The organism is Pseudomonas sp. FW507-12TSA (genome assembly GCF_058781435.1).
This window is the reverse complement of the sequence record NZ_JBYSWT010000011.1, coordinates 70,423-85,962: the sequence shown is the minus strand read 5'-3', so window position 1 is coordinate 85,962 and position 15,540 is coordinate 70,423. Positions and strand designations below refer to the sequence as shown.

The 15,540-nt window shown below is 65.1% G+C and carries 9 protein-coding genes; 5 read left to right on the top strand and 4 right to left on the bottom strand.

The window, feature by feature from the left end; translation table 11 throughout:
- Positions 1-72: 72 nt before the first annotated feature.
- The 4 genes from AC3WK8_RS12765 to AC3WK8_RS12750 all read left to right on the top strand — a co-directional run bounded on the left by AC3WK8_RS12765 (position 73) and on the right by AC3WK8_RS12750 (position 10,719).
- Positions 73-5,001 (top strand): hemagglutinin repeat-containing protein, encoded by a 4,929-nt coding sequence (locus AC3WK8_RS12765; RefSeq protein WP_103324932.1) that lies wholly within the window; start codon positions 73-75, stop codon positions 4,999-5,001.
- Positions 5,002-5,203: 202 nt separating this feature from the next.
- Positions 5,204-5,830 (top strand): response regulator transcription factor, encoded by a 627-nt coding sequence (locus AC3WK8_RS12760; RefSeq protein WP_085596727.1) that lies wholly within the window; start codon positions 5,204-5,206, stop codon positions 5,828-5,830.
- Positions 5,831-5,873: 43 nt separating this feature from the next.
- The gene (locus tag AC3WK8_RS12755; RefSeq protein WP_103324973.1) at positions 5,874-7,535 is read left to right on the top strand and encodes a response regulator; all 1,662 of its coding nucleotides are present in this window, start codon (positions 5,874-5,876) and stop codon (positions 7,533-7,535) included.
- Between the two features lie 235 nt (positions 7,536-7,770).
- Positions 7,771-10,719 (top strand): HD domain-containing phosphohydrolase, encoded by a 2,949-nt coding sequence (locus AC3WK8_RS12750; RefSeq protein ID WP_103324931.1) that lies wholly within the window; start codon positions 7,771-7,773, stop codon positions 10,717-10,719.
- Between the two features lie 4 nt (positions 10,720-10,723).
- On the opposite strand, the gene AC3WK8_RS12745 is transcribed toward AC3WK8_RS12750, so the two are convergent.
- Together AC3WK8_RS12745 and AC3WK8_RS12740 are read right to left on the bottom strand one after the other, a co-directional pair.
- Positions 10,724-11,206 (bottom strand): GAF domain-containing protein, encoded by a 483-nt coding sequence (locus AC3WK8_RS12745; RefSeq protein ID WP_103324930.1) that lies wholly within the window; start codon positions 11,204-11,206, stop codon positions 10,724-10,726.
- On the bottom strand, positions 11,203-12,093 hold the full coding sequence (locus tag AC3WK8_RS12740) for an ATP-binding protein (RefSeq protein WP_103324929.1): 891 nt from the start codon (positions 12,091-12,093) through the stop codon (positions 11,203-11,205). The genes AC3WK8_RS12745 and AC3WK8_RS12740 overlap by 4 nt, the downstream gene beginning before the upstream one ends.
- A gap of 166 nt (positions 12,094-12,259) precedes the next feature.
- Here AC3WK8_RS12740 and AC3WK8_RS12735 point away from each other — a divergent pair, with 166 nt between their 5' ends.
- A complete protein-coding gene (locus AC3WK8_RS12735) occupies positions 12,260-14,581 on the top strand; it encodes a hybrid sensor histidine kinase/response regulator (RefSeq protein ID WP_103324928.1) in 2,322 nt (773 codons plus the stop codon).
- On the opposite strand, the gene AC3WK8_RS12730 is transcribed toward AC3WK8_RS12735, so the two are convergent.
- Complete coding sequence (locus AC3WK8_RS12730) at positions 14,565-15,026, bottom strand: MarR family winged helix-turn-helix transcriptional regulator (RefSeq protein ID WP_085596733.1); 462 nt, start codon at positions 15,024-15,026, stop codon at positions 14,565-14,567. The genes AC3WK8_RS12735 and AC3WK8_RS12730 overlap by 17 nt on opposite strands.
- Complete coding sequence (locus AC3WK8_RS12725) at positions 15,023-15,508, bottom strand: glutathione peroxidase (RefSeq protein WP_022640039.1); 486 nt, start codon at positions 15,506-15,508, stop codon at positions 15,023-15,025. Before AC3WK8_RS12725 ends, AC3WK8_RS12730 begins: the two co-directional genes overlap by 4 nt.
- Positions 15,509-15,540: the final 32 nt, after the last annotated feature.

Here is a 15,540-nt window from a genome sequence, read left to right as displayed (position 1 = left end):
CGATGAACCTGGGCACCACGCGCCGTTGCACCGAAGAAAGCGCCGGGCTCAACCACTTAGAACGAGGTTCTCATGCCTGACAACACTAGGTTCCACCTTTCCCCCCAGGGCACTTTGCGCTGGACCATTGCCAGCCTGCTGCTGGTCTCCCACCTGCCCCTGGCCCTGGCCAGCGGCATCACCGTGGTCGAGGGCCCGGGTGGCGTGCCGATCCTGCAAGACCAGGGCGGCGTGCCCATCGTCAACATCGTCGCGCCCAACTCCGGCGGCCTCTCCCATAACCAGTTCCTGGACTACAACGTCGGCCAGCAAGGCGTAGTGCTCAACAACAACAGCGATGTGTTGCACCAGGCAGCTTCGCAACTGGCTGGCCAGGTGGCGGCCAACCCGCAGTTCCAGGGCCAGGCGGCCAGCGTGATCCTCAACGAAGTGATCAGCCGCAATGCCTCGCAGCTCAACGGTATCCAGGAAATCGCCGGCACCGCCGCCGATTTCGTGCTGGCCAACCCCAACGGCATCTCGGTCAACGGTGGCAGCTTCCTCAACACCCCCAACGCCAGCCTGGTAGTGGGGCGCCCGGAACTCGAGGGCGGCAAGCTGCAAGGTTTCACCACTCAGGACGCCCGTGGCCAGCTGGATATCCACAGTGGCGGCCTGCGTAATGAAAACGGCTCGATCGATCTGATCGCTCCACGCATCGACAGCCAGGGCGAACTTGCGGCCCAGAAACAGTTGAACCTGACCGTAGGCCGCAACCAGCTCGATGCCAAGGGGCAAGTAACCCGGGTCGATCCTGCCGGCCATACCCAGGAACAACGCATCGACGCCAGCCTGTTCGGGGCCATGCGCGCCGGGCGCATCAATATCGTCAGCACCGCCGAAGGCGCCGGGGTACGCGTTGGCGCGGTACAGATCGACGGTCACGATGGCATCAAGCTGAGCTCCGCCGGCGACCTGGACATCCGCGGCCAGGCCGTGGCCAACAGCCTGGACGCCACCCGTGCCGACCTGCGCAGCCAGGGCGACATCGACCTGCATGGCCGCCGCGACCTGGACCTGGCCGCCACCGACGTCAGCGGGCGCAACGTCAAGCTCGACGCCGGGCGCAACCTGACCCTGAGCAGCATCGAAAGCCGCAAGCTCCAGGAAAAGCGCCAGCAATGGGACAACAGCACCATCGGCATCACCTGGGAAACCTACGACCGCACCGAGACCGGCAGCGACAGCCGCCAGCACGGCAACAAGGTGGTGGCGCAACAGGATGCCGAGTTGAAGTCCGGCGCCAATACCCGCATCCAGGCCAGCAGCATCGAGGCCGGCAATCGCCTGTCCGCCAACAGCGATGGCGACCTGCTGCTCACGGCTGCCACCGAGACCAATACCCAGCGCGACCAGGGCCAGCACCGCAAGCACCTGTGGAAGGAAACCTGGGATACCGCCAGCAGCGAGCAACGCAGCATCACCAGCCAGCTCAAGAGCGGCAACCAGTTACAACTCCAGAGCAAGCAGAAGCTGCGCCTGGAGGGTGCCGAGCTGCATAGCCAGGGTGACATCCGCCTGGCTGCCAAGGACGTGGATATCAACAGCGCCAGCCGCCACAGCAGCAGTAGCGAACAACGCTACTCCGGCGACCTGGTGGGCGGTGGCTTCTTCGGCAAGAACGCCGACGGCGACCAGGGCAAGACCCAGAACCAGGGCAGCAAGGTCAATGCCGACGGCAAGCTGATCGTGCAAGCCGACAACGTGCGCATCAGCGGTAGCCAGGCCCGGGGCGGTACCCAGGCCAGCGTCATCAGCGACAACGGTTCGCTGACCATCGACGGCGTGCAGGACACCTCCCACGCCAACAGCCATAGCAAGGACAGCAAGTTCTTCGGCGTGGCCAAGGACGAGAGCCGCCAGCAGGACAAAGCCAGCACCACCGTCGGCAGCCAAGTGCGCTCGGACAGCAACCTCAAGCTGCAAAGCGCCAAGGACCTGGTCGTCAGTGGTTCCCAGGTCAGCGCCAAGGGCCAGCTGGACGCCAGCGCCAAGGGCTCGGTCAAGGTGACAGCGGCCGAGGACACCCAGCACACCAGCAGCAGCTCGCAACAGCGCGGCTTCGATGCCTACGCCAAGCAGACCGCACCCGGCAGCGGCCAGTACCGGGCCGGCGTGCGCTACCAGGACCAGCAACGCAACGACAGCAGCGACAGCACCCGGCAACAGGCGTCCAGCCTCGGCGGCGCCAGCCTGGCGGTCAGCGCCGGCGAGGACGTGAGCATCCAGGGCAGCAAAGTGGCGGCCACCGCCGGCGATGCCAGCCTGAGCGGCAAGAACGTCGAGCTGCTGGCAGCGCACGACAAGCAAGACAAGCACAGCGACAGCACCACCACCGGCGGCGGCTTCTACTACACCGGCGGCCTGGATCGGGCCGGCAACGGCGTGGAGGTAGCCCATAACAGCAGCCAGGACAGCAGCAGCAAGAGCACCGCACAAACCAGCAACATCGCCGCCAGCGGCAACCTGACCATCAGCGCCGGCAACCGCCTGAGCACCGAGGGCGCCCAGGTCAAGGCCGGTGACAAGCTGCAGGTCAGTGCCGGGCAGATCGACAACCGTGCCGCGCGCAACAGCGAAAGCAGCCATCACCAGGAAAACAACTGGGCGGTGGATGTCGGCGCCAATGTCGAATACAAGGGCGTGGCCCGGCCCATCGAGAAAGCCGTCCAGGGCGTGGCCCAGCGCAAATTCCACCAACCCGGGGTACTCGACGCCCTGGAACAGCCCAACATCGGGCTGGACGTGGATATCAGCCACCAGAACCGCCAACTCGACACCAGCGCCAGCACTGCGGTGGCCAGCCAGTTGAGCGGTGGCCAGGTCCAGGTCAAGGCCGACGGCCAATTGCAGGACCAGGGCACCCAGTACCGCGCCACCGACGGCGCGCTGAAGATCGATGCCGGCAGCCTGGTGGCCAGCGCCGCCAAGGATACCCATAGCAGCAGCGAGCAGGCGGTGGACGCCAAGGTCGGCGTACGGGTCTACACCAACACCGGTGAAGACCTGAACATCCGTGGCAGTGGCGCCGGCGGCAGCAGCACCGTCACCAGCAACACCGAGAAGGCCCAGGTGGGCAGCTATGCCGGCAGCCAGGGCGTGGAGATCAAAGTCGCCGGCGACGGCCGTTTCGAAGGCAGCCAGTTCAATGGCGGCCAGGGCGACGTGAAGATCAAGGCCGGCGGCGAGCTGGCGTTGAACCAGGCCAACGACAAGCAGGACAGCAGCAACTCCAGCCTGCGTGGCGATGCCTCGCTGAGCCTGGGCACCCTGCCCGGCAGCAGCGGCACCAACCTCAACGTCGGCGCCGGGGTCCAGCTGGACCACAAGCGCCTGGACCAACAGGACAGCCAGGCGCACGTCGCCAGCATCCAGGGCCAGGGCAAGGTGCAGCTGGAAAGTGGCGGCAACCTGACCCTGCAGGGCACCAAGATCGGCAACGCCGCGCGCCCCACGGCGGATGTCAGCCTCAATGCCGGCGGCAAGCTCGACCTGCAAGCCGCCACCGACACCCACGCCAGCCAGGGCAGCAACCTGGGCGGTGGCTTCACCGCCGGTGGTGGCAAGTCCAGCAGCGAGCAGAGCAGCGGCAAGAACGCCAACCTGAGCGCCAACTTCAACATCGGCCGGGTCTCCGAGCAGGACCAGGACCAGCGTGGCGGCCAGGTCTACAGCCAGGGCCAGGTAACACTCGCCAGCGGCGCCAGCGGCGATGCTGCGATCCACCTGCAAGGCACCCGGATCGACGCCGGCAAGGTGGTGCTCGATGCCGCCCAGGGCGGTCTCTACCAGGAGTCGGCACAAGCCACCCAGGTCCATAACAACTGGGGCCTGACCCTGGGCGCCGGGGCCAACCTGAGCCAGACCACCCCGACCGACGCCGAGCAGGGCCCGGCGAAGAACGCCCACGGGATCAACGCCCGGGCCAAGATCGACGTCGACCGGCGCCAGAACAGCACCCAGCACGACAGCCTGATCAAGGCCGACCAGGTTGTGCTCGCCAGTGCCGGCAACGTGCACCTGGCCGGCGCCCACATCGACGCCCAGCGGGTCGACGGGGCGATCGGCGCAGACCTGACCATCGACAGCCGCCAGGACCAGGTGCGTTCCACCCAGGTCAACATTGACGCCAAGCTGGACGCGGAGAAGAACCAGCCTGGCCTGGTGAGCAAGCTGGCCAAACCCGCCGGTCCGCTCAAGGACGACCTGCAAGCCAAGGCCGAGAAGAGCTTCGGCAAGCACCGGGAAAAACTCGAGAACGCCGTCGACAAGGGCGTGGACAAGCTCGGCTCGGCCAAGGACAGCCTGGTCAGCCAGGCCGACAATGCCAAGGAACGCCTGGGCGAAAAGCTCAGCCGCAGCGCCAGCTACGAGGTCAACCCCGAGCCTCGCGGCGCCATCGGCAACAGCGTGGACAAGGCCAAGGGCTATCTCGCCGACAAGGCCGACGCGCTGGGCAATCGCTTCTCCAGCCTGAAGGACCGCTTCTGGCCCAAGACCAGCGACAGCTACTCGGTCAACGAGAAGACCAGCACTGGCGCCAGCGTGGCCAACACCACGGAAAACGTGCTGTTCGGCGACAAGAGCGGCAATACCTCCTACACCCCGACCTTGAACCTGAACCTCAGTCACCAGGCCAAGGACAGCGTGCAGCAGGCCTCGGGCATCAGTGGCCGGCAGGGCGTCAATCTGTCGGTGAGCGGCGAAACCAGGCTGACCGGGGCCCGTATCGGCGCCAGCGACGGACGTGTCGACCTGGGCGGCTCGGACTACCGCGTCGACGCCGGGCTCAACCTGTCCAAGTCGCCAGTCAACCTGGCCCTGGGCAGTGGCAACGAACTGACCCGCAAGCAGGACGACGCCACCCAGAAGGACCAGGTGTTCAACCTGGGCCCGCTGCGTGTCGGCGGCCACAGTGACAGCCAACTGCTGCAAGCCGGTATCGACCAGAAAGCACCTTGAAGCATCGGCCGCCCCTCCCGGGGGCGGCCTTTGCCACTCCCTTCCCCGCACGGGACTTCCTCTGATTACCACCCTCCTGTAATACCTCCCCTTATTCGCTGTAGGACCGTTCTCGAATTCGCTTCACGGTCTTTTTCGCCACGCCACCCCCAAGGCAGCTGGGCTACTGTTCGGGTTTTCCATTCATCTACAGGAGGCCTGCATGCGCTCGGTACTCATCATCGACGATCATCCCGTCATACGCCTGGCCATCCGCTTTCTCCTGGAGCACGAGGGGTATGTGGTCATCGGTGAGACCGACAACGGCGTCGATGCCTTGCAGATGGTCCGCGAATCCGAGCCGGACCTGATCATCCTCGACATCTGCATTCCCAAGCTGGATGGCCTGGAGCTCCTGGAACGCTTCAGCAGCATGCCCAAGCCCTTGCGTGTCCTGGTCCTGACCGCCCAGTCGGCGACGCTCTTCGCCAATCGCTGCATGCGCGCCGGGGCCAGCGGTTTCGTCTGCAAGCAGCAGGACCTGAGCGAGCTGCTCAGCGCCATCAGGGCCATTTGCAATGGCTACAACTACTTCCCCAGCCAGGCCCTGCTGATCAACCAGGTGGCGCTGGGCCAGACCCTGGAACTGGCCCAGTTCAACTCGTTGAACGACCGGGAACTGATGGTCATGCAGCTGTTCGCCATGGGCCAGACCAACCAGCAGATCGCCGTGGGCATGTTCCTCAGCAACAAGACCGTCAGCACCTACAAGAAGCGCATCATGCAAAAACTGGCGACCACCTCCATGAACACCCTGGTGGACCTGGCCAAGCGCCATGCACTGATATGAACCGCCTGTGCCTGCCGCCCTGGCCACTTCGCAGGCCATGGCAATGATCGAGCCCATACTGCAACAACCCGCCCCCTGGGCCTTGCTCCTGGCGGCTGGACTGGGCCTAGCCTGGCTATACCGGCGGCTGCGTCGCAGCCAACGCTCGCTGCAAGTGGCCCAGCAGGCCAGCACGGAGTTGAAGGCCGGCAAGCAGCAGGCCGAAACCGCCAGCCGCGAAAAAAGCCGGTTCCTGGGCAATATCGGCCACGAGATCCGCACGCCGCTCAATGCCCTGGTCGGCCTGCTGGAACTGGTGCTGCGCCGTACCCAGCCACTGGACCCGAACCGCTGCTCCCTGGAGCTGGCGCTGGACTCTGCCAGGGACCTGCGGGAGTTGCTGGCGGACCTGCTGGACGTGACTCGGATCGAGTCCGGGCAAATGTCCCTCAACCCGGACTGGGTCCTGCTGCGGGACTGCGTCGATCCGGTGATGGGGATATTCCAGGTCCTGGCGCGGCGCAAGCACCTGGGCTTGCATCTGGAGTTCAACGCCCCGGAACCCGAACCCCAGGTACTGATCGACGCCCTGCGTTTCAAGCAGGTGCTCAGCAACTTGCTGAGCAATGCGATCAAGTTCACCCACCTGGGCGAAGTCCGGGTCAGGTTGCACCTGCAGCCCGATTCCCTCCCGGGCCAGTTCCGGCTGCGCCTGCAAGTGCTGGATACCGGCCTGGGCATCGCCGAGGAGCAACGCCAGCGCGTGCTGCTGCAACCCTTCGCCCAATCCGCCACGGCCGGCCAGTCGGCCCGCGACAGCACCGGGCTGGGCTTGCCCATCAGTCACCACCTGTGCCAGCAGATGGGCGGCAGCCTGACCCTGCACGGGCGCAACGGCCCTGGCACCGAGGCGCGGGTCGGCTTGACCCTGGCCGGCCGCGAGACGCCCGCCCCGGTGATCGAGGAACCGGTACGCCAGCTCGCCAGCCCGCCGCTGGATATCCTGCTGGCGGACGATCATCCGGCCAGCCTGGCGCTGCTGCAGGGGCAACTGGAGTACCTGGGGCACCGGGTCACCTGCGCCGAGGATGGCACACAGGCATACCAGCTTTGGCTGGCCGGGGACTTCGACCTGCTGATCGTCGACTGCAACATGCCCGGGATGAACGGCTACCAGCTGACCGCAGCCATACGCCGCGACGAGGCCCGGACGCAGCGTCCGGCCATCACTGTGATCGGCTACAGCGCCAGCCATGAGCGGGAAACGGTCCGGCAATGCCTGGAAGCCGGCATGCACGACTGCCTGTTCAAACCCCTGGGCATCAACCTGCTGGGCCGCAAGCTGGCGATGCTCGCCCCGCTGCCCAGGGCGGACTGCTTCAACATGGCCGCCCTCCTGGCCCTCACCCGCGGCGATACGCCGTTCGCCTTGCGCATGCTCAGGGAGCTGCTGCAATGCTGCCACGACGATCGGCGGATGCTGGGACTGATCGCCGTCGGCAACCAGAAAGAACTGCGGGCCCTGGCCCACAAGGTCAAGGGCTCTGCGCTGATGGCCGGGGCCAATGTCCTGTACCGCTGCTGCGAAGCACTGGAGCAGGCCTGCCAGGATGACAGCGGGATCGACACCCTAGATACCAAGGTGCGCGACCTCGACCTGGCCCTGGTGCGGTTCAGCCAGGCCCTGCACCAACACATCGAATCCTTGCGCCAACCTGCCACCTGATCCCTGCGCCCCGCACTGCACCATCACCGGCAGCTGATACCGGTCCCTGGCGATACCCTATTGCCAGATTGATATCACAAAGCCAGTATTCTCTTCGCCGTACCTACCGCCCACACCGTCCATGCCTGGGAGCGGGTCGAGGTCGGCGAACTCCAGGCCAGTCGAGGCAGGAATGCCCGCCTTAACTATGCTTGGATCCTGAGCCAAGCCCGATGTGCCTTTGGAGAGAACTGGAATGCCGAGCACCCCCTTGCCCGCACAACGCCGCTTCCCTCTGCATATTCATATCAGTGTGATGTTCACCCTGTTGCTGCTCATGACCGGGGTGATACTGGGCATCTACAACTACCACGCCACCACCCGGATCATCCTGGGCAGCAGCGAAAAACTGTTCCAGCGCATCGAGCAGGATGTCCGCAGCGACCTGAGATCCACCTACGAACCCATCCGCCATGTGCTCAGCCTGCTGGCGACCAGGTCGGCGACCCAGGCCCCCAGCCTGGAGCAGCGGCTGGAACTGCTCCGGCCATTCAGCCAGTCCCTCTTGGACAACTCCGACCTGGCCTCGCTGTACCTGGGTTATGCCAACGGCGATTTCTTCATGGTGCGCCCGCTGCGCGACGCCCAGATCCGGGACAAGCGCCAGGCCCCGGCCAACAGCGCCTATGAGGTATGGAGCATCGAGCGCGATGCCAGTGCCGGCCAGGTCAAGTCGCAGTCATTGTTCTATGACGCGAACCTGGTGCTGCTCGAGCGCCTGGAGCATTCGGACGAGCGCTACGATCCACGGACCCGGGACTGGTTCGTCAATGCCCGGGGCAATACCGACCAGATCACCACCCGCCCCTATGTGTTCTATTCCACCCTCAACGTCGGCACCACCCTGGCTCGCAGCAGCGGCAAGCTGGCAGTGATCGCCGCGGACCTGACCCTGGAACAACTGTCTTCGACCCTGGCCAAGCATCGGGTCACGCCCACCACCGAAGTCGCCCTGCTGGACGATCTGGGCAATGTCGTGGCCTATCCCGAAAGTCACAAGCTGCTGCTGGAGCAACGCTCCGCACGCCTGATCAAGGGCAGCGACCTGAGTCCGGCGCTCGATGCCCTGTTGCAGGGGCGGACCGAGGACGGTCACCTGCAGGCCCAGGGCCGCAACTGGATAGTCGCCAGCAGCCACATCGCCGAGGGCGGCCCCGGCGGCCTGCAACTGGACTTGCTGGTGCCCGAGGATGAGCTGCTGGCCGATGCCTACCGCCTGCGCTGGCAAGGCGCGTTGATCACCCTCACCACCTTGCTCTTGTGCCTGCCCCTGGGCTGGCTGATCTCGCGCATCCTGGTCCGTCCGTTGCGTAACCTGGTGCAAGAGGCCGATGCCATCCGCAGCTTCGACTTCCATTACCCGGCCTCACGCCGTTCACCGGTGCTGGAAGTGGATCAGCTGAGCGTGTCCATGACGCGGATGAAGAGCACCCTGGCCAGCTTCTTCGAGATCAATGCCAGCCTGTCCGCGCAAACCCGCTTCGACCCGTTGCTGCAGCGGGTGCTGTTCGAAACGGTGAAGATCGCCCAGGCCCAGGCCGGGCTGATCTACCTCTGCGAGAGCAAGGGATCGCGCCTGGAGCCCCACGGCCTGATCATCGACGGGCAACCCCAGGACCTGTCGTCGTTCGATATCGCCACCCAGGACCTGGCCGCCCCGCACAACCCGGACTGGCTGCGCCAGCTGGCGGACCACGACAACGTGGTCACCACCCTGGGCTTCGAGCAGGCCGGCCAGTTGCAAAGGATACTGCTCGCCCTGGACAGCCCCAGCACCCACCTGGTGGGAATTCGCCTGCGCAACCGGCACCACGAGACCGTGGGCATGCTCCTGCTGTTCCTGGTGGACAGCGGTACCGAGGCGGACCTGGACAAGCTCAGCCCCGATCGCATCGCTTTCATCCAGGCGGTATCGGCCACCGCCGCGCTGTGCATCGAAAGCCAGCGCCTGCAGAACAAGCAGAAGCAGCTACTGGACTCGTTCATCCAGTTGCTGGCCGGCGCCATCGACGCCAAGAGCCCCTATACCGGCGGGCATTGCCAGCGCGTGCCGGCATTGACCCTGATGCTGGCCGAGGCCGCGGCGGCCAGCCAGGAGCCGGAATTCGCCACCTACAGGCCCAGCGAGGACGAATGGGAAGCGCTGCATGTGGCCTCCTGGCTGCACGACTGCGGCAAGGTCACCACCCCTGAATACGTGGTGGACAAGGCCACCAAGCTGGAAACCCTGAACGACCGGATCCATGAAATCCGCACGCGCTTCGAAGTGCTCAAGCGCGATGTCTGGATCGACTATTGGAAGGCCCTGGCCCAAGGGGCCGAGGAAGCGCCCCAAGCCAGCGAGCGCGACGCCCGGCTACAGGAGCTGGACGAGGAATTCGCCTTCGTCGCCCGCTGCAACCTGGGGGCGGAGTTCATGGCCGAGGCCGACCAGCAGCGCTTGCAGCGCATCGCCCAACGCACCTGGAGCCGCACCCTGGACAATCGCCTGGGCGTATCCTGGACCGAGGGCCAGCGCCTGGAGCGTTCGCCGGCGCCCAGCCTGCCGGTCACGGAAACCTTGCTGGCCGACAGGCCCGACCACCTGCTGGAGCGCGACAGCTCGGAAGTGTTCGCCGCCGACAACCCCTGGGGCTTCAAGCTCCAGGTGCCGGAGCACAAGTACAACCGTGGCGAGCTGTACAACCTGAGCATTCCCCGGGGCACCCTGACCGCCGAGGAGCGCTACGTGATCAACCACCACATAGTGCAGACCATCATCATGCTCGAACACCTGCCCTTCCCCAGCCACTTGCAGGGCGTGGCGGAGATCGCCGGTGGTCACCACGAGAAAATGGACGGCAGCGGTTATCCACGCCAACTCAAGCGCGAGCAGATGAGCTTGCCGGCGCGGATGATGGCCATCGCCGATATCTTCGAGGCGCTGACCGCGGCAGACCGTCCGTACAAGAAAGGCAAGACCTTGAGCGAGGCGCTGAACATCATGGCCATGATGTGCCGCGACGCCCATATCGATCCGCAACTGTTCGGGCTGTTCATCCGCCAGAAGATCTATCAGCAGTACGCCGAGCGCTTCCTGACGCCGCAGCAGATCGACGAAGTGGACCAGGCGGCCTTGCTGGGCAAGGCCGGATTGGACAGCTGAGGGCTCAGCAGTCGCTGGCGTTCAGGAAGATCTGCGCCAGGCGCTCGATCCCCGCCTGGTCCTCGACGCCGAAGCGCGCCAGGCTCGGGCTGTCCAGGTCCAGTACGCCGATCAAGCGGCCAGCCTTGAGCAGCGGCACCACCAACTCGCTGTTGGAGGCGCTGTCGCAGGCGATATGCCCGGCAAAGGCGTGCACGTCCTCTACCCGCTGGGTCTGCAAGGTCGCTGCAGCAGTGCCGCAGACACCCCGGCCGAAAGGAATGCGCACGCAGGCGATCTGCCCCTGGAACGGGCCAAGCACCAGTTCCTCACCACGGGCGAGGTAGAACCCGGCCCAGTTCAGGTCGTCGAGCTGGCTGAACAGGAAGGCCGAGAACTGCGCCGCGTTGGCGATGAAGTCACGCTCATCGACCAGCAGCGATTCGAGCTGGGCACACAGCAGCCCATAACCGTCCAGGCCCTGTCCGGCGTTTTTCAGATCGATCATGCCTTTTGCTCCAGCAGTTGCAGGCCCACCCAATAGCGGGCGAACTGATAGGCGCAGCGACCGTTGCGGTTGCCGCGTCCAGTAGCCCAGCGCACCGCCAGGATGTCCAGCTCTTCGTCGCGCTGCCACTTCAGGCCGGCCTTGCGGGCCAGTTCGCCGATCCAGTGCTCCACCACGTTGAGGAAGTGTTCCTGGGTGAAGGGATAGAACGACAGCCACAGGCCGAAGCGGTCCGACAGGGCGATCTTGTCTTCCACCGCTTCGCTGGGGTGCAGCTCGCCATCGACGCGCTTCCAGTTCTCGTTGTCGCTTTCCTTCTCCGGCACCAGGTGGCGGCGGTTGGAGGTGGCGTACAACAGAACGTTCTCCGGGGCCTGCTCCAGGGAGCCATCGAGCACGCTCTTGAGTACCCGGTAGTCGCCCTCGCCGGATTCGAAGGACAGGTCATCGCAGAACAGCACGAAACGCTGGGGCAGCTTGACCAGTTGCTCCACCACCCGTGGCAGGTCGGCCAGGTGGTCGCGCTCGATCTCGATCAGGCGCAGGCCGCCCTTGGCGTGCTCGGCCAGCAGGGCGCGGACCAGGGAAGATTTGCCGGTGCCGCGCGAACCCCACAGCAAGGCGTGGTTGGCCGGCAAGCCGTCGAGGAACTGCTGGGTGTTGCGGGCCAGTTGCTCGCGCTGCTTGTCGACCCCGATCAGGTCGCTCAGGCGCATGTCCAGGCTAACGTCCAGGGGCAGCAGGAAACCGCTGCGGCCTTCACGTTGCCAGCGCGCAGCCAGGCACTGGCTCCAGTCGATGGCTTGGCGCGGGCTGGGCAACAGCGGTTCGATCCGAGCCAGGACCGCATCGGCGCGTTCAAGAAATGCATTCAATCGAGCATCCACGACTTTTCCTCAGGCACGTTCAAGGTAATGATGCGGCACACAGATGAAACGCAGTCCTGATCAACGGGTCCAAAGGCCCTGTCAGCTGCTGCCAGGCCAAGCCGGCAACCCAAGATGATCAGCTATGCTTGCGCAGCGAAGGGAAACGAAAGTGGTTCAACCCCCCATGGATATCAAGTTCACCAACCGCCTGTCCTATAAACAGGCCCGGCTCACCGTGTTGGTGGGTTTCATTCTGGGGACCGCGCTCAGTCTGGTGCAAATCGGTATCGATTATGCCAGCGAAGACGCCTCCATCAATCGTGAAATCCACTCGCTGCTGGAAATCAGCCACAACCCGGCCTCACGCATCGCCTACAACATCGACGCCGAGCTGGCACAGGAACTGACCCTGGGCCTGTTGCGCTCCCCGGCGATCATTCGTGCGCAATTGATCGACAACAACAATACCCTGCTGGCCAACGTCGAGCGCCCGCCGTTGCAGAGCCGCTATCGGGCCATCAGCGACTTCCTGTTCGGCGCCGACCGGCAATTCGAAGACCGCCTCTACCTCAGCCACCTGCCGGAGGAATCCCTCGGCACCCTGCACCTGGACGTCGATACTTACGCCTTCGGTAGCCGCTTCCTGCGCCGCGCCGAAGTCACCCTGCTCAATGGTTTCGTGCGCAGCCTGATCCTCACCGGGATCCTGCTCGGGTTGTTCTACGTGATGCTGACCAAGCCCCTGGTGGGGGTGATCCGCGAACTCAGCAGCCGTGACCCACGGGGCTCGCGGCAGGCCAAGCTGGACTTCCCCCATGGCCACGAGAACGACGAAGTCGGAGTCCTGGTCAAGGTGGCCAACCAGCAGTTCGAGATAATGGCCACCGAGATCCAGCAGCGGCGCAATGCCGAGAACCGCCTGACCGAGTACCTCGGGCAGCTGGAGAACATCGTTTCGGCGCGCACCACCGAACTCAAGGCCAGCAACGCCAGCCTCAGCCAATCCAACGAGGAGCTGGAAGCCGCCCGGCGGACCGCCCTGGACATGGCCCAGGCCCGCTCGGCCTTCCTGGCCAACATGAGCCACGAGATCCGCACGCCGCTCAACGGCCTGCTGGGCATGATCGCCCTGTCCCTGGACAGTCCGCTGAACCCCGAACAACGCCAGCAGCTATCCATCGCCCATGACTCCGGCAAGGTGCTGGTCGAACTGCTCAACGATATCCTCGACATGTCCAAGTTCGACGCCGGGCAACTGGAGCTCGAGCGCATCCCCTTCGATCTCGGGGTGCTGGTGGAGGACACCGCCAACCTGCTGTCGCAGAACGCCGCGGCCAGCGTCGAGCTCACCTGCCTGGTGGCCCCGGACTTTCCGGCGCTGGTGCTGGGCGACCCGATGCGGGTGCGGCAGATCGTCAGCAACCTGTTGTCCAACGCTCTCAAGTTCACCCGTTTCGGCCGGGTCGACGTGCGCCTGAGCACCTTGGCCGATGGCGTGCGCATCGAGATCTGCGACACCGGCATCGGCATCGCCCAGGAAGCCCAGGTGAAGATCTTCCAGCCCTATACCCAGGCCGGCGCCGGGATCACCCGCCAGTACGGCGGTACTGGCCTGGGCCTGGCCCTGACCTACAACCTCTGCGAGGCCATGAACGGCCGCCTGAGCATCAGCTCGGAAGTGGGGTTCGGCAGCCAGTTCTGCGCCGACCTGCCGCTGCCCAGCCACGCCCCGGCCACCGTGCCGCCGCGCCTGTCCGGCAAGATCATCGCCATCACCGATAGCGGCAGCGGCCTGTCCGAGCTGCTGTCGAGCCTGTTGCCGGCCTGGGGCCTGGCCTACCAGCGTTGCGACATCGAGGATTCGCTGGCCGGACTCAATCCTGACTTGCTGGTCACCGACTGCCCGGAGTGCCTGTTCGGCCTGCGCCCGGCCATCAGCGCCCCGATCCTGCTGGTGACCGCCTACGGCAGCTTCCTGCCCAGCGAGGAGGCCAGCGCCCTGGCCCCCCTGCAGCAACAAGCCCGGCCTCTGGCACGCAACGCCCTGTACCAGACCCTGCGTCGTTCATTGCAGGCCGAAACCGTCACCCTCAACGATGCGCAACTGGAGATGCCGGTGCAGATCCGCCGGGCGAACATCCTGCTGGTGGAAGACAACCCGGTGAACCAACTGGTGGCCAAGGGCATGCTGAGCAAGCTCGGCTGCGCAGTGACCGTGGCCGTGCATGGGGCCGAAGCCCTCAACCAGCTGGAACACAGCGATTTCGACCTGATCCTGATGGACTGCAACATGCCGGTCATGGATGGCTACGAGGCCAGCCGGCAAATTCGCCGCAGCGGGCGCTGGCCGGACCTGCCGATCATCGCCCTGACCGCCAATGCCATGCCCGAGGAGCGCGAGCGCTGCCGGGCCGCCGGCATGAGCGACTACCTGGCCAAGCCCTTCAGGCGCGAAGAACTGATCGCCCTGCTGGACCTGTGGGTACCGACTACGAGCAAGCTCTGAGCTGCAGCAACAGGCGGTCGAGCTGTTCGCGCAACGGGCCCAGGCTGTCGAGATCGACGCCGCTTTCGCACAACAGCGCCGCCTTGAGCGGCCTGACCTGCTCACGCAAGGCCAGCCCGGTATCGCTCAGGCTCAGGTGCACCTCGCGCTCATCGCGTCCGGAACGTCGGCGTTGCACCAACTGCAACTGTTCCAGGCGCTTGAGCAGGGGCGTCAAGGTGCCGGAGTCCAGGGCCAGGCGCTCCCCCAAAGCCTTTACCGTGGGCAGCGCCGGCGGCGTCCCGTGCCACTCCCACAACACCAGCATCACCAAGTACTGCGGGTAGGTCAGGCCGAGCTGGTCGAGCATCGGCTTGTAGCCGCGCACCACCGCTCGCGAAGCGGCATACAGCTTGAAACACAGCTGGCTGTCCAGTTGCAGCGAAGCATCGGGCAGCCGGTTCATTTGAGCAGGGCTTCGATCTCGCCGGCCAGATCCTGGGGTTTGGTGGTCGGGGCGAAACGCTTGACCAGCTTGCCGTCCTGGCCGATCAGGAACTTGGTGAAATTCCACTTGATGCCCTGGGAGCCCAGGAGTCCGGGGGCGCGCTTCTTCAACTGGACGAACAGCGGATGGGCACCGGCGCCATTGACCTCGATCTTCTTGAACAGCGGGAAGCTGACGCCGTAGTTGAGCTCGCAGAACTCCGAGATCGCCCCCTCGTTGCCCGGTTCCTGCTGGCCGAACTGATTGCACGGAAAGCCCAGGACCACCAGACCCCGATCCTTGTAGGACTGCCACAACTGCTCGAGCCCCTTGTATTGCGGGGTGAAGCCGCATTTGCTGGCGGTGTTGACCACCAACACGGCCTTGCCGGCGAAATCCGCCAGGGTCTTCTGCTCGCCCTTGATGGTGGTGCAGGGGATAGTCAGCAACGCATCGGTCATGGCAGCAACTCCACTCGAGATTAGGAACGGAT

Bases quoted from the DNA above. Each gene is read 5' to 3' on its own strand.
- AC3WK8_RS12765 (WP_103324932.1), top strand. From the start codon at position 73: ATGCCTGACAACACTAGGTTCCACCTTTCCCCCCAGGGCACTTTGCGC.
- AC3WK8_RS12745 (WP_103324930.1), bottom strand. From the start codon at position 11,206: ATGATCGATCTGAAAAACGCCGGACAGGGCCTGGACGGTTATGGGCTG.
- AC3WK8_RS12750 (WP_103324931.1), top strand. From the start codon at position 7,771: ATGCCGAGCACCCCCTTGCCCGCACAACGCCGCTTCCCTCTGCATATT.
- AC3WK8_RS12730 (WP_085596733.1), bottom strand. From the start codon at position 15,026: ATGAACCGGCTGCCCGATGCTTCGCTGCAACTGGACAGCCAGCTGTGT.
- AC3WK8_RS12735 (WP_103324928.1), top strand. From the start codon at position 12,260: ATGGATATCAAGTTCACCAACCGCCTGTCCTATAAACAGGCCCGGCTC.
- AC3WK8_RS12755 (WP_103324973.1), top strand. From the start codon at position 5,874: ATGATCGAGCCCATACTGCAACAACCCGCCCCCTGGGCCTTGCTCCTG.
- AC3WK8_RS12725 (WP_022640039.1), bottom strand. From the start codon at position 15,508: ATGACCGATGCGTTGCTGACTATCCCCTGCACCACCATCAAGGGCGAG.
- AC3WK8_RS12760 (WP_085596727.1), top strand. From the start codon at position 5,204: ATGCGCTCGGTACTCATCATCGACGATCATCCCGTCATACGCCTGGCC.